The sequence below is a fragment of the Clostridium sp. genome, assembly GCF_050717635.1.
In the GTDB taxonomy this organism is placed as follows: Bacteria; Bacillota; Clostridia; order Clostridiales; family Clostridiaceae; genus Clostridium_AD.
In genome coordinates this window covers 139859-166472 of record NZ_JBOITO010000036.1, presented here as the reverse complement: position 1 = coordinate 166472, position 26614 = coordinate 139859, and the positions used below count along the sequence as shown (strand labels likewise).

Sequence of the window (26614 nt, the reverse complement as noted above, 5' to 3'; positions counted from 1 at the left end):
AGGAAAATCACAAAAATAAGAGCGCCCAATTTGGTACTCTTATTTTTAAACAAATTATACTGTTTATTTTTGAAATAACTATATTAAAGAAGGAAAATTCCTACAATTGTCGAATTATTCAAGAAAACAATTATTTAGGGGGAGAATATGAAAATAAGTAAATTTTTAAGCAGAAGTACAGAGGATGTTAAAAGTTTAGATAAAGAAGATAGTACTGTGAATATTAATAATATAAGACCTATTTCAGATAAATTCTGTGTGCTTTTAAGCGAATTCTCATTTTTAGTAGAATATATTTCAACTTCAATTAAGGCAATAAATGACAAAAGTGAGTATCTTAAAAATAATAATAATAGTCAATTAGATAACATAATAAAGCTAAATTCATTTTTAGATAATTTAAATGGAAATGTAAAGGAGAATGCTATAAGCTCCAAAGTTATGAACCAAAAAACATCTATGACTTATGAAATAATAAAGGAAAAAAAGAGCGAAATACTAAATGCAATAGAAGGATTTAATATACTAGAAGATTCTTTACATGAGGTAAAAACATATTCAGATAACTTAGAGAAACAGTCAAGTAATGTTCAACAAAGTATATCACTAATAAATAACATAACAAAGCAAACTAACCTGCTTGCACTAAATGCCTCAATAGAAGCTGCAAGAGCAGGCGAGGCTGGAAAAGGATTCTCTGTTGTAGCGTCAGAAATAAGAAAGCTTTCTGAACAAACACAAAGTTTCACCTCCCAAATAATTAAGTCGGTAGAAGAAATGCAGAATATTGTAGCTACTACTAAAAGTATAGTAAATAAAGCAGTAGACAATATTGAAAAACAAGCTGAAAAATTAAATGGATCAATAATAGGATTAAATGATATAGAAAAAATCACTTATGAAACACTTGAAGGAACAATTAAAATTGCAGAAAGCGCAAAGGCCATTGAAATCCAATTTGAGGAAGCTAAGAATTCGGTAGGGAATATAACAAATAATATTGATGAGTCTGCTAAGCTGTCAGAAGAGGTTGCATTGTCAATAGACGATGAAGAGAAATCTATTTTAAGACTTAGTACCGCAGTAGGTCAATTAGAAGATATTTATTTACAGTTAGCTAGAAATACAACTCAAAAGTCATGTGATAAGCTAGTGGTAGCCACTTCACCATATCCACCGTTTATTATATATAATGAAAAAGATAAATCATTAAGTGGTGTAGATATTGAGATAATAAAAGAAATTTATAAAAGGAACAATATAGATGTGGAATTTAAAATAACAACATGGAATACCTCTCTTAAAATGGTAGAGGAGGGTCTATCTGATATACTTCCTACGATATCCTATAATAGCAAAAGAGAAAACTTCCTAGATTTTACTGAAGCTTATCGCGATACAAGTAAATATGTTTTTCTAACTAGAAAAGATAGTAATGTTAAAATTAACAATTTTAACGATTTATATAAGTATAAAATTGGTGTCATAAAGGATTATAATTATAGTAATAAATTTAGTAATGATAAGAAAATTAATAAAATAGAGAATGCCAATGAAGATACTATGTTTGATAAATTGATTAAGGGACAGGTAGACACTATTTTAATAAATGATTTTTCAGGTAAATACTATAGTAAAACAAATAAGCTAGGCAATCTATTAATGGAGCAAGAAACAAGCTTTGAAGAAAAAGATTCTGATACAAGGTTAGGGTTTAGTAAAGTCAATAATTTAAGTGTTAACATTAAGCAGTTTGAAGATGGTTATAAGCAGCTTAAAGAAGATGGTACAATAGATAAAATAATAAAAAAATATCTAGGAGAGGCTTAACCCTTCCCTATAAACAAAAACAGTAGAAAACAAGATACTCTTGTTTTCTACTGTTTTCATTATTACAATAAAAATATTACATTACTATGTCATCTTCGTAGTTAATTGCAGTTTCTTCAAAATATTCAATAGTTGCTTTGTAAATAGCTCTATTAAAATAATCATTACTATATAAATTGAAATCGTGAGGGTCATATCCTATAAGATTTTGCATAATATATATAAGTTGTTTACCATATAAGTCCATGCAAGAATTTGGGTTTACTCCCGGCCATGCATTACAGCTTACTACCGTTCTTTGGTTAATTGATTTACAGGACTTAGGAATATTGCTATATTCAGAGTCGTTTGGGTGCATTACAATTCTATCTAGTGTACCATTTGGTATCCCTTCAATTGCCTTAATTTGAACAGAATTAATATCTGTTAAATATGGGTCTGCGGTTAAATCTAAAATAATAGAATGAGGTTTTAAGTAGCCTACTAACTCATTGCTTATAATATATTCTGTTGCATCGTCTCTAGTAGTTGCATCTACTAAAATATCTGTGTCTTTTAAAATATTCATCATAAGTTTTTTATTGTTAGTTATGTTTCTAGAAAGCATATTAACAAGAACGCCATTGCTTTTCTCTGACAGTATATCTTCATTTACCTTATTACTTGCATATTTTCCAGCTAGTTTCGCTGCCGTTAAGCCAACTCGTCCCATTCCCATTATGCTTACAATTATAGGCTTTACATCAATAATAGACATATTTTCATATTTCTTTACTAGCTCAGTAAAGGCTGCATTAATCCCATTTCCTGAAGTTGCTCCATAATTAACAACGATTCTTTCAAGAAAGTCGTTTCTAATAGAATCTAGAGAAACAGCAAATATGCCTTTCGTTTTAAGTTGTTCTACTCTTGTAGCTCGAGTTTGATAATGAAGCATACTTAGTAGTGTGCTACCATCTTTCATGTACTCAATTTCTTCGTACTCTGGTGACCTTAAAACTGCAACTATGTCTTTTTCATAGCATTCTCTGTTAGATACAAATTCTATTGTGCCATTTTCTTTTAAATAATCTTGTTTTGAATAACCCAAAGCGGAGCCGTATTCCTCTTCAAGAAATATTTGTGCATTCTCTTTTCTTAGCATACCAAAAAAAGATGGTAAAAAGTCTCTTTTTTCATTTGTTTCTTTGTGCATTCTTGGAAAACCTATAGTTTTCAATAATCTCATCCCCCTTATTTTTTTGTAGCACAGATAACGTCTATCAATTGATAACGTCATTGTGCTTTTTATTTTGTTATACTTATAAAATTAGGCGCAAAACCAATATCCCTTTAGGGTAGGTGGAAGTTGACCTATATTTGGCAATTAGGTGTAATAAAAAAGAATTTTGTTGAAAGAGTTAAAACTCTGAAAGTAGTTATGCTTAGCTAGTATTATGTTGAAGTGTAGCATAGATTAGTACTAAGGCTACGACAAGTAACAACTTATTATACAATACAAGTTGTAAGTTAGCAATGGAATATTTAAAATGTTATTAAATAATAAAATATCTACTTGACAATAAATGAATGGTCGTTTATTATAGATAATAATAGAGGTGTTAAGATGAGAAGAAAAGATGATGGGAAAGAAAAAAGTATAAAAGAAGCAGTTGTTAAGTTAATACTTGAACAAGGCTTTCATGGTACTTCTATTTCGAAAATTGCTAAAGAGGCAGGGGTATCTCCAGCCACTCTTTATATTTATTATGAGAATAAAGAGATTATGCTACGGGATATATATATTGAATATTCTGAAGAGATTTTTGATTATCTACTCAGTAAGATTTATGTGGATATTAAAGGGCGTGAACTCATTGAAATACTTGCTAGAGGGTATTATACTTACATCCAAGAACACGGTGAGATTTTTCATTTTGTAGATCAATTTTCAAGTTGTCCAGCATTAGCTAGTCAATGTTCAGATATGAAAGGTATAAATAATTTAAATGATTTGTTCGAGGAAATGAAAGAGAAAAGAATTATTAAAGATTTTCAAAACCCTAATTTAGTAGCTATACTTTTTTATCCTATAAAATCAATTGCAATTAAGAAATATAATTTAGAAACCGAACAGGATAAGATGCTTTCAGAAATGATTACAATTATTCAAGAGGCATTGCTACTATAATTAACACTTGTAAATATCATTTAAGGAAAGGGTGATTAATATGAATTTAGATAAAAAGAATAAAGAGGGAATGGTAATTCCTGTTTCAAATATAGTTCTATTGCCAGGAATGACTTATACTTTAAAATTAAACAATGTTAGTGAAGAAACACTTAAAAATTTAGCTATGGACGATCAATTTAGCATTGCTTTATCACTAAAGCAAAATTTTAATCAAAGTAGTTTAAAGCAAGAAGATTTTCATAGCGTTGGAGTTTCATTTCATGTAAATGAAGTTGAAAAAACTGAAAATGGATATCAAATAAAAATTGAAGTACTGGATAGGGTAGAAATTAAATCACTCAATATTTCTAATGATTTAATCAATGTAGAATTTCAGATTGCACAGGATGTTATTGATATTACAGAAGAAGGGCAAGAAGAAGTACTAGAGTATGTGAAAAAAGTTACTGGTGAGGTTAGTGAAAATTTTAAGGGCTCAGAACAGTTTATGAAGATAGTAGAAGAGCAAACGGATTTAAATAAACTCATGGCTCATCTTACTCAATTTATGCCACTATCAAACGAAGAAAAATATAATCTGATTCAAATTCAATCGTTAAAAGAGAGAAGTCTTAAGTTTGTGGATTACATTCTAAAGCAAAAGGAATCTCTGAAATTACAACTTGAAATGGCAGAAAAGTTTACTGAAAAAGCTAATAAAAGCTATAGAGAACAAGTGCTTAGAGAGCAATTAAAAGCTATTCAAACTGAATTAAATGAAGGGAAAAGAGAAGGATCTAAAAAAGATAAAGATTATTTCAGTAAAATCGAACAAGCTGAAATGCCATTAGATGTAAAAGATGCTGCCCTAGATGAACTAGAAAAGCTAGAAAGTCAAAGCCCAAACAGTGCTGAATATAATATTATACGTAACTATTTAGATTTACTCATAAAACTTCCTTGGAAGAAGGCCGGACATGAAGTTATTGACTTAAAAGAAGCAAGACAAATCCTTGATAAACAGCATTATGGACTTGATAAAGTCAAGGATAGAATAATACAACATTTGGCAGTTATGCAACTTAAAAAGGATAATAAAGGGTCTATCTTACTACTAGTAGGTCCTCCTGGTACGGGTAAGACTAGCCTTGGCAAAAGTATTGCAGAGGCCCTTCATAAGAAATATATAAGGCTTAGTTTAGGAGGAATACGTGACGAAGCTGAAATCAGAGGACATAGAAGAACTTATATAGGTGCAATGCCAGGAAGAATTATTCAAAGTATTAAAAAGGCAGGAGAAATAAATCCGGTTATGGTTTTAGATGAAGTAGACAAGATAATGAAAGGCAATAATGGAGATCCATCTAGTGCACTCCTTGAGGTATTAGATCCAGAGCAAAATAATAGTTTTACAGACCATTATTTGGACTTGCCTTATGATTTGTCCCAGGTTTTCTTTGTAGCAACAGCTAACTCGCTAGAAGGTATCCCTACACCTCTACTTGATAGAATGGAAATAATTACATTGTCTAGTTATACTATGAGTGAGAAATTTCATATTGGTAAAAACCACTTAATACCAGAGGTTCTTGAAGAGCATGGAATTACTACGGATCAATTGGTTATTGAGGACGAGGCACTAGAAAAGATAATAAGCGAATATACACTAGAGGCTGGGGTCAGAGGACTTAAAAAGCAACTGGCTACCATTGCAAGAATTACTTCGGAAAAAATTGTAGCTAAGAAGGCAGAATTACCATTTAAAGTTAACGTAGATCAGCTAAGTGAGCTACTTGGAAGAAAAGTTTCCAGTCATGATAAAGCTCAAAATGATAACCCACCAGGGGTTGTTACAGGACTAGCCTTCACCACGGTTGGTGGAGAAATACTTTTTATTGAAGCTACTGATATGGCGGGAAGTGGACAAATAACGCTAACTGGACAACTAGGAGATGTTATGAAAGAATCAGCAAAAATTTCACTAAGTCTTCTTAAGTCAAGGTTACCGCTAAGCGCTATAAACTTTAAGGAAAGAGATCTTCATATTCATGTTCCGTCAGGGTCTACTCCTAAAGATGGTCCCTCAGCTGGGATTACACTATTCACAGCACTTGCATCACTTGTTACAGGCATAAAGGTGGATCCAAAGCTTGCGATGACAGGAGAAATAACATTAAGAGGAGCAGTACTTCCAATAGGTGGACTTAAAGAAAAACTAATAGGAGCTCAAAGAGCTGGGATAACAAAAATATTAATTCCACAAGATAATTTAGTTGATTTAAAGGAAGTTCCGGAAGAAGTTTTAAGTAAGCTTACTATTAAAACAGTAGAAACAGTAGAAGATGTTCTTAGGGAAACTCTTGGAATATCATTACCTAGAATAGAACATGTATTTAATTATAATATATCTACGCAGGTAAGTATTAAAGCAAATCAAATATAATAGTAGTAATATAGCTAGTGGTAATGTTTACAGTACTTAGCAGCAAAAACTAAAATAGTTTTTGCTGCTATTTTTTTATGAAATCTATTGTTTGAAGTGGATAAGTTTGTTAAAATATAGATGATTGATTTTTTAGAAACAATATTTTTTCACGTAGGGAGGAGATTATAAAATGATTTATTCACATGAAGTTGAAAGCATGATATGTGTAGCTAAGGGTCCTAATCATGGTTCTGCACCAATTCCAGAAGAAGGAAAATGGGTACAATCAAAAGAAATAAAAGATATCTCAGGCTTAACTCATGGTATAGGTTGGTGTGCTCCACAACAAGGCGCATGTAAACTTACATTAAATGTTAAGGAAGGAATTATACAAGAAGCATTAGTTGAAGTTATAGGATGCTCAGGTATGACTCATTCAGCTGCTATGGCATCTGAAATTTTACCTGGAAAGACTATACTTGAGGCTTTAAACACAGACCTAGTTTGTGATGCTATAAATACAGCAATGAGAGAATTATTCCTTCAAATAGTATACGGAAGAACTCAGACTGCATTCTCAGAAGGTGGACTACCTATAGGAGCAGGTCTTGAGGACTTAGGAAAAGGATTAACAAGTCAAGTTGGAACTATGTACGGAACACTAGCTAAAGGCGTAAGATATTTACAAATGGCTGAAGGTTACATATCAAGAATAGCATTAGACGCAGATAGCCAAGTAATTGGTTATGAATTTATAAACTTTGGAAAAATGATGGACATGGTTAAAACAGGAATGGATGCTAATGATGCTATGAAAAAAGCTACTGGTACTTATGGTAGATTTACAGAAGCCGTATTAGTTATAGATCCAAGAAAAGAATAAGAAAAGGAGGGTGAATTTAAATGGCATTATTTGAAAGTTATGATAGAAGAATTAATCAGATCATACCCGTACTTAAGCAATATGGAATGAACACATTAGAGGAAGCAAAAGCTGTCTGTGATGAAAAGGGTATAGATCCTTATACAATTGCAAAAGAAATCCAACCAATTTGTTTTGAAAACGCTTCATGGGCTTATGTTGTAGGTGCTGCAATAGCTATTAAAAAAGGTTGCACAAAGGCCGATGATGCTGCTGTTGCTATAGGAGAAGGCTTACAATCATTTTGTATTCCAGGTTCCGTTGCTGACGATAGAAAAGTAGGTATTGGTCACGGAAATCTTGCTTCTATGCTTTTAAAAGAAGAAACAGCTTGTTTTGCTTTCTTAGCTGGACACGAATCTTTTGCAGCTGCTGAAGGCGCAATTGGTCTTGCAAAATCTGCTAACAGAGTTAGAAAAGAGCCTTTAAGAGTTATTCTTAATGGTCTTGGAAAAGATGCAGCTATGATAATTTCAAGAATCAACGGTTTTACATATGTACAAACTAAGTTTGATTATTATACTGGTGAGGTTTCAATAGTTAACGAAACTGTTTATTCAAAGGGAGATAGAGGAAAAGTTAGATGTTATGGTTGTGACGACGTTAGAGAAGGCGTAGCTATAATGCATTCAGAGGGCGTAGATGTTTCTATAACTGGAAACTCAACTAACCCAACAAGATTCCAACACCCAGTTGCAGGAACATATAAAAAAGAATGTATTGAGCAAGGTAAGAAATACTTCTCAGTAGCATCAGGTGGTGGTACTGGAAGAACTCTTCACCCAGACAATATGGGAGCAGGTCCTGCTTCATACGGTATGACTGATACAATGGGAAGAATGCATTCAGATGCACAATTCGCAGGTTCTTCATCAGTTCCAGCTCACGTAGAAATGATGGGACTTATCGGAATGGGTAACAATCCTATGGTTGGAGCTACAGTTGCAGTTGCAGTTGCGGTTCAAGAGGCTATGAATAAATAAGCTTTACTTCAATGATTTATAAACTTATATGTGGCTGGTTTCCTAATACACATATATTATAATTAGTAAAAAAATAGAACCGTAGGCTAAATGCTTCAGATGAAGTAGTAGCTTACGGTTTTTTATTGATTTTCAAATAGGAAAAGAATGATATTTATTAAAAAGAACTTAAAAATGAAAATCTTTATTTTACTTCTAGTGTTTCTATTTTGCAACACATTCCTTACTATAATATTTAGACTTTAAACTTCTGTACCATAATTGTTAACTGTTCGGCAAGTTCTGATTGGCTTTGAGCAGATTTTGATACTTCTTCTGCTGCTAAAGTGGTTTCATCAATACTGCTCTGTATTTCCTCTGTACTAGATGCTGATTCTTCGGAAATTGTAGATACGTTATGGATCGCAGTTGTAACTTGGCCAATTGACTCCGAAATGGATTTGGTAGAAGAGGCTATTTCTTCAGACATATTACTCATAAATTGAGCATCTTTTTCGTATTGTATTGCAGTTTCCACCAATAACTCATAGTCTGGTCCCACATTTTGTTCCATAAAGATTAAGATATCCTGTGCATTTTGTGATAGATTATTAAAAGCATGTTCTACTTGAGTTATAACATTTTGAATATTAGATACAGTTAAAGCAGATTCTTCAGCAAGTTTTCTTACTTCATCTGCAACTACGGCAAAACCTCTGCCGTGTTCGCCTGCTCTTGCAGCCTCTATCGCTGCATTTAATGCCAATAGATTAGTTTGAGAGGCAATGTTTGAAATTGATTCCGTCATAACTTTAACTTGTTCAACTACTTTTCCTTCTTCGATTGCTTTTACAATATTGCTATTTTTTTCAGTATAAATGTTTCTTGAAATTTCAATTGATTTTACACCTTTATCTTTAATTTCAATAGCACGTTTCTTAATCTCTTGTGTAGATACATTATTAGCAATTGCTTTAATAGACAGTTTATCTGTAGTTGAATTTATTTCTTCAAGCGTTGAACTGACCTCCTCAGTAGTTGCACTTAGTTCTTCTGAACCTTGAGATATTCCCTTGGTAGATTGATTTATATTTTCCATCATAGAGGAGATTTCTTCCATAGTAGCGGAGAGTTCTTCACTTGATGCACTTATATTTTCAGAAGTACCATCTATATTAGATATAAGGTTCTTAATATTTTTAATAGATTTATTTAATGCTTTAACAACGCTACCGATTTCGTCCTTGGTATCAATATCAATTGTTTGGGTTAAATCACCAGCCCCCATTGCTTCTGAAAAAACTAAAATTTTCTTTAATTGACTAGAAATCATGTTAGATATCATAAGTCCTAGGAAAATTGCAATAATTATTCCTAAAATAATTATAAAAATGACAGTAATTGAGGAAGCCTTAAATATTGAATTACTATTTATATAATTATCATTAGCCAGTTTTGAATTTAGCGCTATTTCTTTATCAAGGTTGGTAAACATTTCATCAGTAATTTTATTGACACCTGAGAAAATCGCTTCTGATCCTGCATAATCTCGATTGTCAAGAAGACTCATAAGTTGTTCAAGAGCAGTTCTATATTCGCCAAGAAATTTTTCAAATTGGGCAAATTCTGGTCTATCATCAGTGTTTGGAATTCTAGTTTTATACTCAGTAATTAATTTTTCGTTTTGATTTATTGATTGATTTATACTCTCTTTCGCACTTTTTAGTTTGTAATTATTTTGGGGATCTAAAATCTTCAATATATCTCCGTTTATTTGCATAAGACCTGATTTAATCATATTGATATCTCTTACACCCTTCAAATCATTTTGGTACATGGATGTAGTGTTTGAATTGATTTTCCTCATATTTAATATACCAATGAATCCCACTATACCAATAAGTATTGCCATTATAATAAAACTGGATATAAGTTTTTGTGATATCTTTAGATTTTTGAACCACTTCATCAAATTTCTCCCCCAATACATTTTATTTACAGACATAGATATAATATCTTAAGAAATATTATATCATGACAAAAAAGTTAATACTATACTAAAGAATTAATTTATTTTCTATTTGAAGAGGACGAGGATGTGGGAAGTTTTAAGAGTAATCTTAGAAGCTCGTGACCTCTGTCATGAGAGGCTCACGGTATGGACATAAAGGAAATCTTTAAACATTGTTAGTATTGGTATTAATATTGGAATATATATTATTGGTAGTAAACTGGTAAATATGTGTGCCTTTTTGTAAGGTGGAAATGAATTTATATGTAATTAGACAAAGAATTTGTAATAAAAAACATATACTGTATAATGAGATGGAGACATATTTGTAGAATAATACATGCGGATATTTTATAAAATAGTGATATTGTTTGTTTTGATTTGACTTATGGGAATTGCCTGGAGGGAGGATGGAGTTTGGAGAAACTGCAGACTTGTTATAACTGAAAATGATGTGCTGAAAGTGGAGGTAGTGGGGGATTTATGAAAAAAAGATTAATGAACATTATGGTTATGTGTTTTGCTGTTTTATTTGCATTTAGTTTTATTGGATGTAGCAATACAGCACAGAAAGTTCCACCGCACAAAACCTTTGATCAAACAATACAAGAAAATCCTGCTTCTAAAAATTGGGATACTGGTAGGGAATGGTATGAGAACTATACTAAAGAAAATATGTAAAAATACCTTGTAATGTTCTTTTCATGCGTCACAACAGTAGAATGTTGTGTAATAAGGGGGAGAAAATAATATGAAAAAATGTGAGAAATGTTCCAATCAATTTACTTGGAAAGAAATTATAAAATCAATATGGATTAGGAGTTATGGCTCTATTGTATGCGATAGCTGTAATACTGAGCATCAGGTTGCTCCTATAACAAGACTAATTATTGCACTTTCTATAGCATTACCACCATTAATTTTCAACAGTTTATTTATACTCAGATTATTGAAATTCAATTTATCGAACCCTTTTGAAGCCATAATATCAGGCATAGCAGTCTATCTAATCTGGATTATTCTTATGATGTGTATAACCCCATTTTATGCGAGATATAAGTTGAAAATAAATAATAAAAGTGATATGTAGTTGCTGTATATAATTCATAAATTTTGAAGATAAAGTTTAAATAATAATATAACTTAATTTTATAAGTAGGCGGTGTGAACTGTGAATTACAAATTTGTACCTATGAATAAAGAATATGCAAATGAGATTGCATATGATTGGAAGTATAATAGGATTTATTCGTTTTATGACATGACGGCTGATGAGAATGATTTAATGGAGTTTCTTAATGAGAATAGTTGGTTTTTATTCATTATTCTTTGAATGTGGAATTATGAATATAGGTTTGGGGCTCAAACCTGCGTTAACAGGAAGAAGAATTGGAGCTGAATTTGTGATTTCAGGTATTAACTTTGGAGTGGGAAAGTTTAATTATAACCAGAACTGTATTATGTTAGCGGTTGCTTCATTTAATAAACGAGCAATAAAAGTAAATGAGAAGTTAGGTTTTCAATATATAGAGAAATACATGCAAAAAACAAACGGTGGAGAATTTGAATTTATTAAAATTTAAAAAAGGTTATATATTCATGCATACTGTATTTATTGAAAGAACGATAGGATTGAATTTTAAAGGACTTCAGTAGGTATAACTTTGAATTTATCATTATGTTATATTACATTGGTAGAATACTACAAAGTATTTGGGTGTAATCTAAACTAACATTTTATTGGGTTAATAATCTTCTTGTTTCTCCTTAAAAACAAAGTTTTAAACCAAATTAATGATAATATAGTAAAAGATTTTATTAAGTATATTCTACGGAAATTATCAACATAGATTAGATCATTGAAAAGTTGCGTTACATAGGGATTATTTATAACAACACCATAAATCAAAATTTGAAAGGGGTTAATATGTCAAATAGAGAATTAGCTTTATACATAATGGAGCAATTAGAAGGATTACTATAAGGCATAAATTAGATGAATTCCTATTTAAAAGGGGAGGACATATAGGTTAGTCTATCAGACCAACTGAAAGAAAAAAGGGATATGGAACTTTGATGTTAAAGTTAGGCTTGGAGAAGTGCAATGAAGGTCATATATTGATAGTACCTAAAGAACATTATCATGATATTGATGATTTAGATGATGAAACTTTACTAAGAATTACAAAATTATCTATAAAGCTTACCAAGGTTATAAAAAAAGCATTTAATCCCGATGGATATACAATTATGCAAAATGGAGGTATATTCACTGATTTTGGCCATTATCATATGCATGTATTTCCAAGGTATATAGATGATGAATTTGGATGGACTTGCAAAGAATTTGATAATAAAAATAATTTGGATTTTGTAAAAGAAAAATTAAAAGTGATATTAGAAGAATTATAATCAATCTATAAATTCTAATAAATTAACGGTAGAACGATAAATAACAAAGTGGGTTAAGGGTTTGAAACAGTTATGGCGGGTGATAAACAATTTAATTTAAAAGGTGATAAGCTATGGGATTATTTTAAACAGTTAAATAAAAGACTTAATTTGTAAAATGTTTAAGGGGGGTATTATATGAATAAATTGATACTGAAAAATGGAATTTCAGTTGTAATTAGAGAAGCAAGGGCTTCTGATGCAAATATAATTTTAGAGTATGTTAAAACAATTAGTAGTGAATCAGATTTTTTAACATTTGGTCAAGAAGAATTTGTAATGAGTATTGAGCAGGAAGAAAAATATCTTGATGATATATCAAAGCAAAATAACGCTATATGTGTAGTTGCTGAAATTGACTGCAAAATAGTTGGGAATTTATCTTTTTCAGGAGGTAAAAGACCAAGAATATCACACACTGGAGAATTTGGTGTTAGTATTTTGAAAGAATATTGGGGAAATGGGATTGGAACAGAATTAATAAAATATTTAATTGAATGGAGTAAACAGTCGGGGCTGATAAGGAAAATAAACTTGATAGTTAGGGATGATAATTTTTCAGCAATTCATGTATATAAAAAATTAGGATTTACACAAGAAGGAATAATAAGTAGAAATTTACAGATTAACGGTAAATTCTATGATGCTTTATTTATGGGGTACACAATTGGCTAATATGATATACCCCTCATAGATTTTTCTCGTAATATACTGATGAGGGTATAAAGGAAATTGTTTCAAACTAACTAATTACTTATAAAGAATAGTTACTATTCCATTAACATTGCTAATGAGCATTTAAGGAAAGAATGATAGGATGGGATTTAAAAGGACTTCAGTAGGCGTGACTTTTAACATATTCTTATATTAATCTACAGTGGTAGAATATGCCGACGTAATGGTTATTTATATAATGGGAGGTTAAAAACAAATGACGGAAAAAGATATGTGGAATTTATATACACAAAACAACCACGTTAAAAATAAGACTTATGATTCTTGGTGTTTTGGTGGAGATACTTCAATAGTAAATGAACTTGCTAAACTTGTGGTGAATGGTATCAAGACAGCAACTGCGTCTGCATATAAATTATATGAACTTGAAAAAAGTCAGTTACCACCAATAGGCGGTTTGAATATTATTTTAGACTCTGATAATAATGCTGTCTGTATAACTGAAACGACCAAAGTTTATACTTGCTCATTTCTGGAAGTGTCAGAAAAACATGCTTTAAAGGAGGGTGAAGGAGATTTTTCCATAGCATATTGGAAAAAGGTACATAAAGATTTTTTTACAAAGGAACTTAAAGTATATGACCTCGCCTTTGATGAAAATATGATAATTGTTTGTGAAGAATTTAAAGTAGTATGGAAATAATACTTAACAATATTCTTATAATGTAAGGAGGGGAATTTATGTTTATAGAAACTAATCCAAGAGAGAAGATTTATAGAGATTTAATAGATTTAGCTTTTGAAGTTTGTAATGAATTTGTATTAGTGGTAAGAAGTGATATGGATATAAATACTAATGTTAATTATGTTTTAGAAAAATTAAAACCATCTCTAAAAGAAGTAAAAGAACAATTTGAATGGCCAGGTACAATATATGGTGGTGAGCAACCCGTGTTGGTATATTATTACAATACTGACAATCATGCTAAAAAAATATTAAAGCAAGTATCTAATTCACTACATGATTGGGTTCAACCAAACTTACCAGAGGACTTATCTTTTATAAAAAACCATAAGCCTTGGTTAGTTAACACTTCACATGAATATGAAAGTTACATTGAAACTAAAGATGAAGAAGAGATCAATAAAATCATAAAAATTAAAGGGTTAAAAGTAAGGTTATAGTATTTTCAGTTACTTCAGAACTTTCTATAATTCTTCATAAATTACAATTATATGATTGATGAAGAATAGTAAAAAATTGCGAAGTAATTAGGGGGTGTAAATTTGGCAAATATTATAAGTAGTATTTTTTCTTTAATAATGGTTGTTTTTTTCTTTATTGGATATATTAAATCTAAAAAAATGTCATTTCTGTTAGCGACAATTATTGGATGTATAGCTGTTTACTTTAAAACACCATTTGCGAGTGCACTTAGTAAGACTTTTGAAAATATAATAGTTGGAATAGTAGCTTTACTTGCAATCACTATATTTTATTTACTTGTAAAAGAAGATAAAAAAAAGGATGCGAAGAAGTAAAAACTCAATTTAGATTTCTTCTTGATAATTCGAATTCTTCATATATTGTCCAGCAATCTTAAAACTACGATAGATTAATAATTGTTAAAAAATGCGTACAAAGTCTAATTAAATAAGGGCGAATTTAGATGACAGAAATATTGAAATTTATTGGTGGCATTGGTGAACTTGTGGTGTTTATCATACCATTAACATTGATTATTATACCTTTACTATACAATTCAATAATGAATTAATATTAGTAGTATACATATATTCGTAACTTTCTTAAATCCTTTATCAATCACAATTATGCAATTAATTAAAAATAGTTGATAATATCGAAGTAAAGATTATTTATTAAAGCCTTGGAGGTAGTAAGCAGTGGAATATTTAATTAGAAAAGTAGATTATGAAGGATTAGATAAAGCATTTTCACTAATTTGGAATACATTTTTAGAATTTGTTGCACCAGATTATAGCAAAGAAGCAGTAGATACTTTTAGAGTTAATTTTATTGAATCTGAAGATTTTAAAAACTGCTTTAAAAATGGTAAGCAGATTATGTACGGAGCATATTCAAAAGAAAAACTTGTTGGAGTTTTATCTATAAGTGAAAATAATCATGTATCATGTGTTTTTGTAGATAAGGAATATCATAGAAATGGTATTGCAACAATGCTGTTTAATCAAATAATTTCAGAGTTGAAGGAAAAGCAAGTTGAAAAAATAAAATTAAACGCTTCTCCTTATGCTGTACATTTTTATCATGAGATAGGATTTAAAGATTTGGATAGGCAAAAAAATTATCATGGAATTTTATATACACCAATGGAAGTTATATTATAAAAAATAAGACCGACTGTGTAGTTGTATTAATTAGCTTTCTTCTTAAATGATTCATCAACCATCAATATACGTTATATAAACAACAATTAGATATCAAGAATATTGTTTAGAAAGGCAGTGAAAAAAATAGTGGATGCTCATGTTATAAAATCACAAATATTAAATAAGAACCCCAATTTTTCTGGGGTCATATTACTCTCCATTAATGGAGAAACCATTGTACAAGAAGTTATGGGAGAATCTAATATAAGTTTCCAGGGGATACTGCAATTGGTTACACAGACAATGGAAAAGGTGGTTTGAAAACCAATATTTATTCTGTGCCTATAATTGGTGGTGGAGATGGAGGGGCCTATACTACTGCAAGTGATATGTATTTATTCTGGAATTCTTTGTTAAATGGGAAACTTCTTTCAGTTCAAAGTGTACAAGCCATGCTTAGCCCGCAAGTAAATACTGGAGAAAATTGTGTTTCATATGGGTATGGCGTATGGTTAGACACATTGAATGATAGTGTTATGAAAATTCACATCATGGGTGGAGATCCTGGAGTATCATTCAGAAGTGCCTATTACCCGAACAGTAAAATTGTATGTACCGTTTTATGTAATCGTGATGAAGGTAGTCGTATGGCATTTAAAGTGGCTGAAGATATGATGTCTGCCATGTAAAAAAATGCTGTATGTGTAAAATATTACATCGTGATAAAAAGGTACTAAATATACTTATACTGGAGGATTTATTTTCATATAGCACGCATCAGTAAAATAGGGCATATTGAAACAGAAATAAATAGAAAATGGGGTGTGAAATCTATGGAAATAGAATTTTGTGATTTAGGAGAGGTTGATGAAGAAAATCTAAAGTTTGCAGTAATATCAACAATATATAAAGGAAAATGGGTTTATGTTAGACATAAGAAGAAAGATACTTGGGAAATTCCAGGTGGGCATAGGGAAATGGGTGAAAGTATTGATCATACTGCTAAGCGGGAATTGTTTGAAGAGACTGGTGCAAAGAAATTTATCATAAAACCAGTTTGCGATTATTCAATGAATGATTCTAATGGCAAACTATTCGGAAGATTGTTCTTTAGTGAGATAAATGAAATAGGTGAATTACCAAATTTAGAAATAGGCGAGGTTAAATTATTTGATGAATTACCAGAAAAGCTAACCTATCCACAAATCCAACCATTTCTACATAAGAAAACACTTAAATTAAGATGAAATAGAATCTTATAATGAACTGTGTGTTGATTCTTATGGTAGGTTGTAATTATAATATGGAATATATTTATAATTCCTTGGGGGTTTTAATGTGAAAATTATTATTAGAGAATGCACAATACAGGACTATATAGGAATTGTTTTACTGAATAAAAATGAAATGGGTTATGAGTATCCCGCTGAAGGTACAAAAAAGAAATTAGAACAATTAATAAATGATAGTAATCATAAAATATACGTAGCAATAGTTGCTGATAAAGTAGTTGGATATATTCACGCAAATAATCATGATTTGCTATATGCACCACCTATGAAAAACATTATGGGTATTGCTGTTTTATCTGATTTTAAAAAAAATGGTATTGGAAAAATGCTTTTATGTAAAATTGAAGAATGGGCACAGGACACAGGTGCTTATGGCATCCGATTGGTGTCAGGAGCAACAAGAGTTGGAGCTCACGCATTTTATATAAAGTGTGGCTATATTGGGAATAAAGAACAGAAGAATTTTAAGAAAGTTTTTCAAGTATAGAAAGATGCATAATCAATTAGGAATATAGTGTTGGCACAATAATAAAATATGACGATGATGTGAAATAGTGTTTTTTATTATGAAAACGGAGGGATTCACAATGAAAAAAGCTTTGATAAAATGGTTTGTAATATTAGTTTGCTGTTTTATAGTATCTACATTCTTACATGAAATTGCACATGGAATAAGTTCTTATACTGTTGGTGCTCATGTCAGTACAGGATTTAATAAAGTTGGACAAGTATATAAGTATCCTAAAGATATAGATTTTAGAAGAGGATTAGAGGATTATCAGAATCCTTGGGATATGGGACCTACCACTACATTAATTTTAGCAATTGGGTTTACTTTGGCTTTAAGTTTAATAAATACAAAAAATAAAGTAACTACTATGATTATTGGAGGATTTGCTTTATCTAATTCATAAATTTACGTTATGGGAAACTTCTTTCAGTTTTTATTGTAATATTGACAACAGGTCAAAAAAAAGGCAAAAATGCGTCCACTATCATTTATCTTTAAAGTAAGGAAAATATAATTTGAAATCGAACAGATGACCAAACAAATTGGTTAACCTTAATTGTATTGTATTCAAATAAATTCAAATAAAACGAATTACTAAGGGGGAAGAAACTATGATTATACGGTTAGCAAAATCAAATGACGAAGAAAAAATATCAGTATTAATAGCACAGTTCAGAGTAGATTTGAGACGGCTTAAAACAGTTAGATCTATTCCTAATATAGAGCAAGGAAAAGAAGAATTTAGAGAGTATATGGAAGGAAAGTATCCTGTATTTGTGGCTGAGGATAGTAACAAAGAGCTATTAGGATATTTAGTATGCCGAGTTGAAAGTGAAACGGTTTGGGCTGAATCTTTATTTGTTTCTCATAATACAAGAAGAAATGGAATAGGCTCAAAATTATATGAAAAGGCAGAGGATATTGCACAAAGATTGGGCGGAAGTACAGTGTTTAATTATGTACATCCTAATAATGATAAAATAATACCGTTCTTATCTAAAAGAGGATATAATGTTCTAAATCTTATTGAGATAAGGAAAGCCAGAGAAAACGAAGTATTAACTCAAAAGATCGGTGTTGGCAAGTATGAGTATGATTACTAATTATAAGTTCTGAATAATCTTAAAAAAGATCTAAAAATCTATGATAATAAAAGGATTGATAAAATATGATATTTAAAAGTATACGGGGAGAATTTAAATCATTTGAACAGCTATTAATGACATTGGATAACCTGCCAAGAAAGCAGTCAACTCTTTTGGTTGGAGTAGATGGCTGTGGTGGTTCAGGCAAAAGTACATTTACAAAACAATTAGCAGAATTGAGTTCAGATATAACTATTATACATATGGATGATTTTTATATATCATCAGCTAAAAGAATTAAGGGGACTGCTATAGAAAAACCGATTGGAGCTGATGTTGATTGGCGGAGATTTAAAGAACAAGTATTAGATCCATTGGCTAATAATGTGAATTCTAAATATCAAATATATGACTGGGCTTCAGATATGTTAGGTGACTGGAACGTAGTATGTATTGGCGGAATAGTAGTTGTTGAGGGAGTTTATTCTATAAGAAAAGAATTGGTTAATTTGTATGATTATAAAGTTTTTGTTGATTGTTCGAGGGGAATCCGTCTTGCCCGTGGAATTGAACGAGATGGAGAAACATCAAGAGACATGTGGGAGAAAAACTGGATGGTTCAAGAAGATAGATATATGAAGGAGCATAACCCATATGAACAAGTAGATTTAGTTATAGATGGTTGTGGAGATATCTAAAATGGTATCCAGTATTTTTAATTAACCTGAAATAATTGAACAATTAATTAATATGTAAGAGTTTAATGATGAAAATAAAATTTAAAATAACAGTTAGATAAGATCATAAGTATATTACAATAACATTAATTATTTTATTTGAGTGGTCAAAAAGCAGTGAAAGGGTGATTTTTAATGGGTATTAGGTTAGAAATTGAATTTTTGTTCATAATTATTCTACCTATGTGGATACTGGTTAGAGTAGTTTCAATTCTCAAAAATCGCAGTAAAGTTCAGTTTTCAATTAAAAGAGAAATTGTGTTAAATCTTTTTCTTGTCTATATTCTCAGTTTTATAGGAATAACTTTATTCCCACTAATGATAAACTGGGATGGAAGTAAGGGGATGGTTTCAGTAAACTTTGTACCAGTTTTTAACACAATAGATAGTGTTATTAATATTCCACAAGATTCACAAATGCATAATTTTATGATTAGATTTTGGATTAAGAATATTTTGGGTAATACGTTACTATTATTTCCATTTGGCTTACTACTACCAATATTATGGAGGAAGTTTTACAATGTTAGAAAGACACTTTTATATTCATTTTTATTTTCTTTAGGAATAGAGATTAATCAACTTTTATCTTACTATGTAGGAAATATAGGCAGGTCATTCGATATTGATGACATAATATTAAATACTTTTGGTGCTTGGATAGGATACATGTTTTATAAGAAGATTGTACTAAAATTGATTAACAAAGAATTTCTAAATGGCATTCACACGAATGTAGATTATAGTAAATAAATGTTTTGTGCCAAAGCTATATTTTATATGGAAATGGAGAGGGGATAGAATGTTCGAGTTCAAGGATTTTGATTTTGATTTTTTAACAGATGGTGAAATTGATTTAAAGATAGAAGAAAAGACACCTTCTAATGATGAAAAAGGCTATGTACCTGCATATAAATATAGGATTTATTTACACAATTTTAATGATAGTATAGGTGTTATTGATATTCGTGTCGGCTATAATCAGAATATATATTATGGTGGCCATATTGGTTATGAGATTAAAGAATCTTATAGAGGCAACAATTATGCTTCAAAGGCTTGTAAAATCATTAAACAGGTAGCAATTGTTCATGGAATGGATAGTTTAATAATAACTTGCAATCCAGATAACTTTCCATCTCGAAAAACTTGCGAGAAGGCGGGACTTAAACTTAAAGAAATAGTAGAGTTGCCACCACATAATGAAATGTATCTAAAGGGTGTAAAACAAAAGTGTGTATATGAGTGTAAATTAAAATAGTAATTGCTTCGTAATTTTCATAAATATTTCCTCAATCATTAAACTACGATTGAGGACAATAGTAGTTTATCTCGATGCATTATTTATATAATAAGGGGTTGAAATTATGGATATAGAACAAAACATGTACAGAAAAGCTGTTGAATTTATTGAGCATCGTTTTCCAATAAGATGGGGTGGTGTGGCAGTAATTCATACTGAAGATGATAAGTATTTAATAAGTGTGGCGTTAGAAACTGCTAATACCAGTGTGTCAGTATGTATAGAAACAGGGGCAATGTGCGAAGCACAGAAATATCAAGCAAACGTAACACATTGCCTATGCATTACAAGGGACGATGAAGTCTCTCCATTTAAGGTGCTTTCACCTTGTGGTGTATGTCAAGAGAGATTACGCTATTGGGGAAAGGATGTAAAAGTTGGCGTAACAAATAAAGACAACGTTCTTAAATTTGTAACTCTTAATGAATTACAGCCATACCATTGGACAGGAGCTTATCCGAATGAAGAGTTAGAGCATTATAAGAAAATAGACTTTAAAAACAACAAATAAGTATAATCTTTTATTTTTAGTTAAGTCGAAACATTCATATCATGCGTCATAACTAAAAAAGTTTTAGTGAAAAACCGATAGTTGCGATATGCCCAGATTGTGGTGAAATAAGTTTATATATTGAAAACATTGATAACGAAAAATAATGAACATAGGGGTTGGTTATCTTTAAAACGAATTAAAATTTAAAAATCAAATCCATTTTATAAAGCATTGTTGGAAATGAAAGTATCTGTATTAGATATGGGTATATTACTATAGTGTTGGAAATACAGCACTGGGAGGTTATAAAATGGAGTATATGGGAAATAAACAATACTGGGATGATAAATTTGCTAATAGAGATGATAAGCCATTAAGTCCTGAAAAGTCAGTGGTTGAAAATATAGGATACTTTAAAATGGGTTCCGTTCTTGATATTGCATGTGGGGATGGAAGGAATACACTGTTTTTAAGTGATAAGGGTTTTAAAGTAACAGGAGTTGATTTCAGTAGTAAGGCACTTGAACGTTTAAAAATGTTTACAAAACGAGATAATTATTTAGTAAATACAGAACAAATTGATTTAAGTATTGCAAATTCATTAAAGGATATAGGCATATTTGATAATATTTTAATTAATCATTATAGATTAAATAAGGAACAATTTGCAGATATAGAAAACCATATAACAGATGATGGTATTTTATTTATCTGTGGGTTTGGGGACAAGCATAATGTTGACTCTAAAATTAAAAAAAAGGACTTAATTCAAGCAACTGATTTTGAAAATATAAATAATTCATTTGAGTTAATTAAATACATTGAAAATCAAGATGATAGAGGAGTTTTTGTTACTTATATTTATTGTAAGAGGAAAATTCAAAGCTAAACAGTAAAATATTCTGCAACAAGGAGATGACCATATTTGGATATGAAACAGATAATGCCAATTATTATGTTCTCATTAATGGAGATATTAATTCTTGTGGATTATATAGTTATTTGAAGGTCTTAGGGGGATTTATTGTATGGAGAACAAGAAAATTTACTTTGCAACAAAGGCACTTATTATAAATAATAATAAATATTTAGCATTACATAAGACGGAAGAAACAGGTTACTTATGGGAATTGCCTGGTGGAAGGATGGAGTTTGGAGAAACAGCAGAAGAGACGCTATTTAGAGAAGTAAAGGAAGAAATTAATTTAGTTATAAATTCATATAAACTTTTAGATACTTGGAATTTTGTTTCTAAGGAATACCAAATAACGGGTGTTATATATTTATGCACAATAAAAGATGGTGATGTAATACTATCTGATGAACATGATAAATACCAATGGTTAGAGTTCAATGATGAGAGTATCAGTATTATGCATGATGTATTTAAGGAAAGAATGGTAAGATGGAATATAAATAATTTGAGTAGGTATGAATTCTAACATATTATTATATTAAGGCACAGTGATAATTTATTATGACCTAACTATATATATAGAAATTGAACAACGGTGGGACAATTAAATGTATTTAGAAATGAGTGATAAAGTTAATCTATATGTAAAACAGTCTGGAGAGGGTATACCTTGTATATTCATTCATGGTGGGCCAGGAGAAGGTAGTCTTGACTTTGAAGTATTAGGCGGTAATTCATTAGAAAGCTTTATGAATATAATATATTTTAATCAAAGGGGAAGTGCCAGGTCAGGAGGGACTATTGATGGTGATTATTCTATAGATAGAATAATAGATGATATTGAAGAAATAAGAAAAAAATTAGGAATAGCAAAGTGGATAGTAATGGCACATTCATTTGGAGGGATTATAGCTGTAAATTACGTTTATAAATATTCGAAGTTTGTTGATAAAATTATTCTGTTAAATTCTACTCTTAATTTTGAGTACTCACTTGAAAGTCAAATATACTACGGGTCTAAACTGTTAGGTGAAGAAAATGTACAATTAGATACATATAATTCTACTATAGAAAAATGGAAATATATTGTTAATATACTTATTGAAAAAGATATATTTTATAAACTCCAGTATAGAGATTATAATAACTTTTTAAGAGTAAATGATGTTAGTAACCAAATAGAAAACTTTAATGCAACTATGGCAAATCAGGCTTTTAGCAACCAAGATTATTTCACAAATTATTTTGATCTTACAAAAGAAATAATTGTTCCTGTACTTGTTATAACTGGAAATGAAGATTATGCTGTTGGTCCCAATCATTATAAAAACTTTAAATTTCCTAATAAAAATATTAGAATTATGCAAGGCAAACACATGTTATATTTAGAGAATAATGAGCAATTTAAGTCAGCCATAAAAGATTTTATTGAAGATTTATAGAAGTTGAAAACTGAAACTGATGTGCTGAAAGTGGAGCGAAGGGGAATAATATGGATAGCTATATTCGTTATGCAGATATTAATGACTCTAAAATATTAGGATATATTCACTCTCAATCATGGAAGACTGCATACAAATCAATTATTCCAGATTTAATACTTGATAATATGAGTGCTGAAAAAAGGGGGGAATATTTTAAAAAAGCATTACTTAATAAATCAGAAGAAAATGTGGTGATATTTAAGGGAGACAAGCCTGTTGGATTTATGACTTTAGGAAAATGTAGAGATGTAGAATTAGATGGCCATTGGGGTGAGATATGGGGAATATACTTATTACCGAATTACTGGAATCAAGGAATAGGTACTGAATTAATAAAATGGGGAATAAAAGAATTGAAAAATAGAGGATTTAACAAAATTTCTCTTTGGGTACTTGAAGAAAATGTGAATGCTCGAAGGTTCTATGAACAGATAGGATTTCAGCATGATGGAACAGTAAAGAAGTTGAATATTGGAAAAGAATTAAATGAGTATCGCTATATAAAAAATATATAATTAGATTTATATATTTTTTATATCAAGGAATTGCCAGTTGAAAAGTAAGAATATTCAAAACATGATAGCGAGTATTTAGTATACATTATTAGGCCTAAATGTGAAGGTTCTTATACTACACTATACACAGATATTGAAGGGAGATTATTTAATGGATAGCCGTGAAATTCAAACAACTAATAAAAATTTAATTACACCAAGACATAAATGTGAACATGATCCTTACGAATATAAAAAGTATGAAGTAACAGAGAGAAGTAAAGAAAATCAGTGCTATGTTGCTATATATGAAATTCCACCAAAGAAAGCTAATTATCCGTACCACTACCATCTTAAAAGTGAAGAAGTTTTTTATATTATTAGTGGTAAGGGCATTTTAGAAACACCTAACGGTGAAACAATAATTTCAGCAGGCGATATTATTGTTTGCCCTCCATCAGAAAAAGGAGCACATAGAATCATCAATTTGTCACAGAATGAAATGCTTACCTACGTAGGCTATGATACAGTTAATTCTCCTGATATAGTGTGTTATCCTAACTCAGATAAAGTCGGTATAATTGTAAATGGTAAATCAAGTACATTTTATAAAAAGAATACTAATGTAGATTATTATGAAGGCGAATAAATAATTATAGTTTCAAATCAGTATAGGAAGTAGCCATACAGTTTAAGATCTGAAATAAAGCACCCATAATCATAATTTAGATTTAATACGTACTTTTCTTAAACTTTGTCACAATTTGAATTAATGGTATTACAGAAAATTTATAGCGGGGGTGAAGACAAGATTGAACATACGGAGTGCTGAAGTAGATGAATGTGAGATTCTAACAAAAATTGCTATAGAATCAGAATCATATTGGAATTATGATTCTGAGCACATAGAAAAATTTAAATCCTTTTATAGAGTAACTGAAAAATTCATAAGTAATAATTTAACTTTTGTTATAGAAAAGGATGGAAATATAGTCGGATTTTATGGTTTTATAATTGAAAATAATGAACCTTCGTTAGAATATTTATATATTGACCCTCAATATATAAATAAAGGATATGGGAGATTATTATGGAAACATATGGTTGAAAACTGTAAAAAAAATAATATCAAAGAATTTTCGATTGTAACAAGCCCACAAGCAAAAGAATTTTATACGAAAATGGGGGCCATACAGGTTGGTGAAATTGAATCACTTGTCAAAAGAGGACGTAAAATTCCGCTATTAACTTACACACTGAAAAAATGATTTAATTTACAATATTCTTATCAAGTGTCACAACCGATGTTATTTATAGTAACTACATAGTTTTTATAAAAGACCTACTAAGTTAATTCCTTAGTTACCCACCAGAACAAGATAAACGTTGGGCGGTAGTGTCTCCACCAAGTTCGTCAGGAACTACAATATTACTTGCAAGAGCTTCCAAACCTGAACAATTATCGTTTATCGGAAATCAGGCAGGAGGACGAATTTTCCTATTTCTTGGAACAGATGATTTTTGGAGAGACTATAACGAAATGATTTCAGAAGGTATAGAATTTGTTAGAGAACCTAAAGAACAATCATATGGTACAGTTGCAGTATTCAAAGATTTATACGGAAACTTATGGGATTTGGTTCAGTTTAAAGAAAACCATCCAATTGCTCAAAGAGTAAAATAAGCATAATTTATAGTATTCATAGATAACGCTACAACAGTAAGAGAATGAGCATTAACCATTAACCAAAAGAAATTATTAAAGTAGTCTATTTTACATATTGGAGGTTGCAATAGCAAACTTCCTTTAAAATTGAAAATGAATTTTATAAAAGGGTGGAATGAAAATGGATTGTAAAAAAAGGGCAGGGGAAAAAGCAGTTGAGTTTATTAAAGATGGTATGATTATTGGTCTTGGAACTGGTTCAACGGTTTATCATACAATTGTAAAATTATCTGAAAAAGTAAAAGAGGGATTAAATATTAAAGCAGTTTCTACTTCAAGTTCAACTACTCAACTTGCTCAACAATTAGGAATAACTGTAATTCCTTTTGATAAGGTAGATTATATTGATTTGACAATAGACGGTGCAGATGAAGTTGATATTTTACTCAATGGAATAAAAGGAGGTGGAGGGGCATTATTATATGAAAAATTAGTTGCTACTTCATCAAGAAAAGTGATATGGGTGGTTAGTGAAAATAAAATGGTGCAATCGCTTGGAAAGTTTCCTCTCCCTATTGAGGTTGTGCCATTTGCATATCATCAAATTTTGAATAGGTTAAAAGAACTAAAGTTAAACCCAGTTATTAGAAGATATAACGATGATTATTATATTACTGATGGACAGCATTATATAATTGACTTATTCATTCAAAAGATAGAAAATCCATATGCATTAGAAAAAATGATAAAGTTAATTCCTGGGGTCGTTGATACAGGGTTATTTCTTAATATTGCTAACACAATCATAATTGGAAGAGAAAATACGGTTGAAATTATAAGTAAATAATACGCA

The 26614-nt window shown here is 30.4% G+C and carries 34 protein-coding genes and 1 pseudogene; 33 read left to right on the top strand and 2 right to left on the bottom strand.

The features are described from left to right. The first annotated feature begins 147 nt into the window (after positions 1 to 147). Complete coding sequence (locus ACREWB_RS17070) at positions 148 to 1830, top strand: methyl-accepting chemotaxis protein (protein WP_431548667.1); 1683 nt, start codon at positions 148 to 150, stop codon at positions 1828 to 1830. Positions 1831 to 1906: 76 nt separating this feature from the next. Here the strand turns inward: ACREWB_RS17070 and ACREWB_RS17065 are convergent, their stop codons facing one another. Further along, positions 1907 to 3049 (bottom strand): Rossmann-fold NAD(P)-binding domain-containing protein, encoded by a 1143-nt coding sequence (locus ACREWB_RS17065; protein WP_431548666.1) that lies wholly within the window; start codon positions 3047 to 3049, stop codon positions 1907 to 1909. Between the two features lie 387 nt (positions 3050 to 3436). On the opposite strand from ACREWB_RS17065, the gene ACREWB_RS17060 reads away from it, so the two are divergent. The 4 genes from ACREWB_RS17060 (at position 3437) to ACREWB_RS17045 (ending at position 8312) form a co-directional block, all read left to right on the top strand. Continuing rightward, a complete protein-coding gene (locus ACREWB_RS17060) occupies positions 3437 to 4000 on the top strand; it encodes a TetR/AcrR family transcriptional regulator (protein ID WP_431548665.1) in 564 nt (187 codons plus the stop codon). 40 nt (positions 4001 to 4040) lie between these two features. Next, positions 4041 to 6425, top strand: coding sequence for an endopeptidase La (lon, locus tag ACREWB_RS17055; protein ID WP_431548664.1), 2385 nt, complete (start codon positions 4041 to 4043; stop codon positions 6423 to 6425). A 172-nt stretch (positions 6426 to 6597) separates the two neighbouring features. Further along, entirely contained in the window at positions 6598 to 7290 is a 693-nt protein-coding gene (locus ACREWB_RS17050) for an iron-sulfur cluster assembly scaffold protein (RefSeq protein ID WP_431548663.1), read from the top strand. Between the two features lie 20 nt (positions 7291 to 7310). Beyond that, positions 7311 to 8312 carry a GGGtGRT protein gene (locus ACREWB_RS17045; protein WP_431548662.1) on the top strand — a complete coding sequence of 334 codons (1002 nt, stop codon included), beginning with the start codon at positions 7311 to 7313 and terminating at the stop codon, positions 8310 to 8312. A gap of 235 nt (positions 8313 to 8547) precedes the next feature. On the opposite strand, the gene ACREWB_RS17040 is transcribed toward ACREWB_RS17045, so the two are convergent. Continuing rightward, complete coding sequence (locus tag ACREWB_RS17040; protein WP_431548661.1) at positions 8548 to 10260, bottom strand: methyl-accepting chemotaxis protein; 1713 nt, start codon at positions 10258 to 10260, stop codon at positions 8548 to 8550. 525 nt (positions 10261 to 10785) lie between these two features. On the opposite strand from ACREWB_RS17040, the gene ACREWB_RS17035 reads away from it, so the two are divergent. From ACREWB_RS17035 to rpiA, 28 genes and pseudogenes are all read left to right on the top strand, one after another. After that, the gene (locus tag ACREWB_RS17035; RefSeq protein ID WP_431548660.1) at positions 10786 to 10983 is read left to right on the top strand and encodes a hypothetical protein; all 198 of its coding nucleotides are present in this window, start codon (positions 10786 to 10788) and stop codon (positions 10981 to 10983) included. Positions 10984 to 11053: 70 nt separating this feature from the next. Beyond that, positions 11054 to 11392, top strand: a complete 339-nt coding sequence (locus ACREWB_RS17030) for a TIGR04104 family putative zinc finger protein (RefSeq protein WP_431548659.1) — start codon at positions 11054 to 11056, stop codon at positions 11390 to 11392. A gap of 81 nt (positions 11393 to 11473) precedes the next feature. Then, positions 11474 to 11635, top strand: a complete 162-nt coding sequence (locus ACREWB_RS17025) for a hypothetical protein (protein WP_431548658.1) — start codon at positions 11474 to 11476, stop codon at positions 11633 to 11635. Further along, positions 11601 to 11885, top strand: a complete 285-nt coding sequence (locus tag ACREWB_RS17020; protein ID WP_431548657.1) for a GNAT family N-acetyltransferase — start codon at positions 11601 to 11603, stop codon at positions 11883 to 11885. Before ACREWB_RS17025 ends, ACREWB_RS17020 begins: the two co-directional genes overlap by 35 nt. A gap of 493 nt (positions 11886 to 12378) precedes the next feature. Continuing rightward, complete coding sequence (locus ACREWB_RS17015; RefSeq protein WP_431548656.1) at positions 12379 to 12714, top strand: HIT family protein; 336 nt, start codon at positions 12379 to 12381, stop codon at positions 12712 to 12714. A gap of 177 nt (positions 12715 to 12891) precedes the next feature. Next, on the top strand, positions 12892 to 13428 hold the full coding sequence (locus ACREWB_RS17010) for a GNAT family N-acetyltransferase (RefSeq protein WP_431548655.1): 537 nt from the start codon (positions 12892 to 12894) through the stop codon (positions 13426 to 13428). 256 nt (positions 13429 to 13684) lie between these two features. Continuing rightward, the gene (locus ACREWB_RS17005) at positions 13685 to 14131 is read left to right on the top strand and encodes an ASCH domain-containing protein (protein ID WP_431548654.1); all 447 of its coding nucleotides are present in this window, start codon (positions 13685 to 13687) and stop codon (positions 14129 to 14131) included. A gap of 38 nt (positions 14132 to 14169) precedes the next feature. Next, complete coding sequence (locus ACREWB_RS17000; RefSeq protein ID WP_431548653.1) at positions 14170 to 14613, top strand: stage III sporulation protein AH; 444 nt, start codon at positions 14170 to 14172, stop codon at positions 14611 to 14613. A gap of 102 nt (positions 14614 to 14715) precedes the next feature. Continuing rightward, a complete protein-coding gene (locus ACREWB_RS16995) occupies positions 14716 to 14970 on the top strand; it encodes a hypothetical protein (RefSeq protein WP_431548652.1) in 255 nt (84 codons plus the stop codon). A gap of 363 nt (positions 14971 to 15333) precedes the next feature. Further along, positions 15334 to 15798 (top strand): GNAT family N-acetyltransferase, encoded by a 465-nt coding sequence (locus ACREWB_RS16990; protein ID WP_431548651.1) that lies wholly within the window; start codon positions 15334 to 15336, stop codon positions 15796 to 15798. A gap of 117 nt (positions 15799 to 15915) precedes the next feature. Continuing rightward, entirely contained in the window at positions 15916 to 16101 is a 186-nt protein-coding gene (locus tag ACREWB_RS16985) for a hypothetical protein (RefSeq protein WP_431548650.1), read from the top strand. Next, a complete protein-coding gene (locus ACREWB_RS16980) occupies positions 16098 to 16469 on the top strand; it encodes a serine hydrolase domain-containing protein (protein WP_431548649.1) in 372 nt (123 codons plus the stop codon). Before ACREWB_RS16985 ends, ACREWB_RS16980 begins: the two co-directional genes overlap by 4 nt. Positions 16470 to 16613: 144 nt before the next feature. Further along, positions 16614 to 17027: an NUDIX hydrolase gene (locus ACREWB_RS16975; protein WP_431548648.1), complete on the top strand. Its 414-nt coding sequence runs from the start codon at positions 16614 to 16616 to the stop codon at positions 17025 to 17027. 91 nt (positions 17028 to 17118) lie between these two features. Then, positions 17119 to 17559: a GNAT family N-acetyltransferase gene (locus ACREWB_RS16970; protein WP_431548647.1), complete on the top strand. Its 441-nt coding sequence runs from the start codon at positions 17119 to 17121 to the stop codon at positions 17557 to 17559. Positions 17560 to 17659: 100 nt separating this feature from the next. After that, positions 17660 to 17986 (top strand): hypothetical protein, encoded by a 327-nt coding sequence (locus tag ACREWB_RS16965; RefSeq protein ID WP_431548646.1) that lies wholly within the window; start codon positions 17660 to 17662, stop codon positions 17984 to 17986. 208 nt (positions 17987 to 18194) lie between these two features. Beyond that, positions 18195 to 18686 carry a GNAT family N-acetyltransferase gene (locus ACREWB_RS16960; RefSeq protein WP_431548645.1) on the top strand — a complete coding sequence of 164 codons (492 nt, stop codon included), beginning with the start codon at positions 18195 to 18197 and terminating at the stop codon, positions 18684 to 18686. Between the two features lie 65 nt (positions 18687 to 18751). Further along, positions 18752 to 19366 (top strand): uridine kinase family protein, encoded by a 615-nt coding sequence (locus ACREWB_RS16955; RefSeq protein ID WP_431548644.1) that lies wholly within the window; start codon positions 18752 to 18754, stop codon positions 19364 to 19366. A gap of 174 nt (positions 19367 to 19540) precedes the next feature. Then, positions 19541 to 20158 carry a VanZ family protein gene (locus tag ACREWB_RS16950; protein ID WP_431548643.1) on the top strand — a complete coding sequence of 206 codons (618 nt, stop codon included), beginning with the start codon at positions 19541 to 19543 and terminating at the stop codon, positions 20156 to 20158. 49 nt (positions 20159 to 20207) lie between these two features. Further along, positions 20208 to 20666: a GNAT family N-acetyltransferase gene (locus tag ACREWB_RS16945; protein WP_431548642.1), complete on the top strand. Its 459-nt coding sequence runs from the start codon at positions 20208 to 20210 to the stop codon at positions 20664 to 20666. Between the two features lie 106 nt (positions 20667 to 20772). Next, complete coding sequence (locus ACREWB_RS16940; protein ID WP_431548641.1) at positions 20773 to 21219, top strand: cytidine deaminase; 447 nt, start codon at positions 20773 to 20775, stop codon at positions 21217 to 21219. 292 nt (positions 21220 to 21511) lie between these two features. Then, positions 21512 to 22090: a class I SAM-dependent methyltransferase gene (locus tag ACREWB_RS16935; RefSeq protein WP_431548640.1), complete on the top strand. Its 579-nt coding sequence runs from the start codon at positions 21512 to 21514 to the stop codon at positions 22088 to 22090. A gap of 139 nt (positions 22091 to 22229) precedes the next feature. Then, positions 22230 to 22643 carry an NUDIX hydrolase gene (locus tag ACREWB_RS16930; RefSeq protein WP_431548639.1) on the top strand — a complete coding sequence of 138 codons (414 nt, stop codon included), beginning with the start codon at positions 22230 to 22232 and terminating at the stop codon, positions 22641 to 22643. A 94-nt stretch (positions 22644 to 22737) separates the two neighbouring features. Then, complete coding sequence (locus ACREWB_RS16925) at positions 22738 to 23559, top strand: alpha/beta hydrolase (protein ID WP_431548638.1); 822 nt, start codon at positions 22738 to 22740, stop codon at positions 23557 to 23559. A 50-nt stretch (positions 23560 to 23609) separates the two neighbouring features. Further along, positions 23610 to 24116, top strand: a complete 507-nt coding sequence (locus ACREWB_RS16920; protein ID WP_431548637.1) for a GNAT family N-acetyltransferase — start codon at positions 23610 to 23612, stop codon at positions 24114 to 24116. A 151-nt stretch (positions 24117 to 24267) separates the two neighbouring features. Next, positions 24268 to 24744 (top strand): cupin domain-containing protein, encoded by a 477-nt coding sequence (locus ACREWB_RS16915; RefSeq protein ID WP_431548636.1) that lies wholly within the window; start codon positions 24268 to 24270, stop codon positions 24742 to 24744. A 163-nt stretch (positions 24745 to 24907) separates the two neighbouring features. Then, positions 24908 to 25363, top strand: coding sequence for a GNAT family N-acetyltransferase (locus ACREWB_RS16910; RefSeq protein WP_431548635.1), 456 nt, complete (start codon positions 24908 to 24910; stop codon positions 25361 to 25363). 92 nt (positions 25364 to 25455) lie between these two features. Continuing rightward, positions 25456 to 25779: pseudogene (locus ACREWB_RS16905) on the top strand (VOC family protein); the annotation flags it as partial. A 163-nt stretch (positions 25780 to 25942) separates the two neighbouring features. Next, positions 25943 to 26608 (top strand): ribose-5-phosphate isomerase RpiA, encoded by a 666-nt coding sequence (gene rpiA, locus ACREWB_RS16900; RefSeq protein ID WP_431548634.1) that lies wholly within the window; start codon positions 25943 to 25945, stop codon positions 26606 to 26608. Positions 26609 to 26614: the final 6 nt, after the last annotated feature.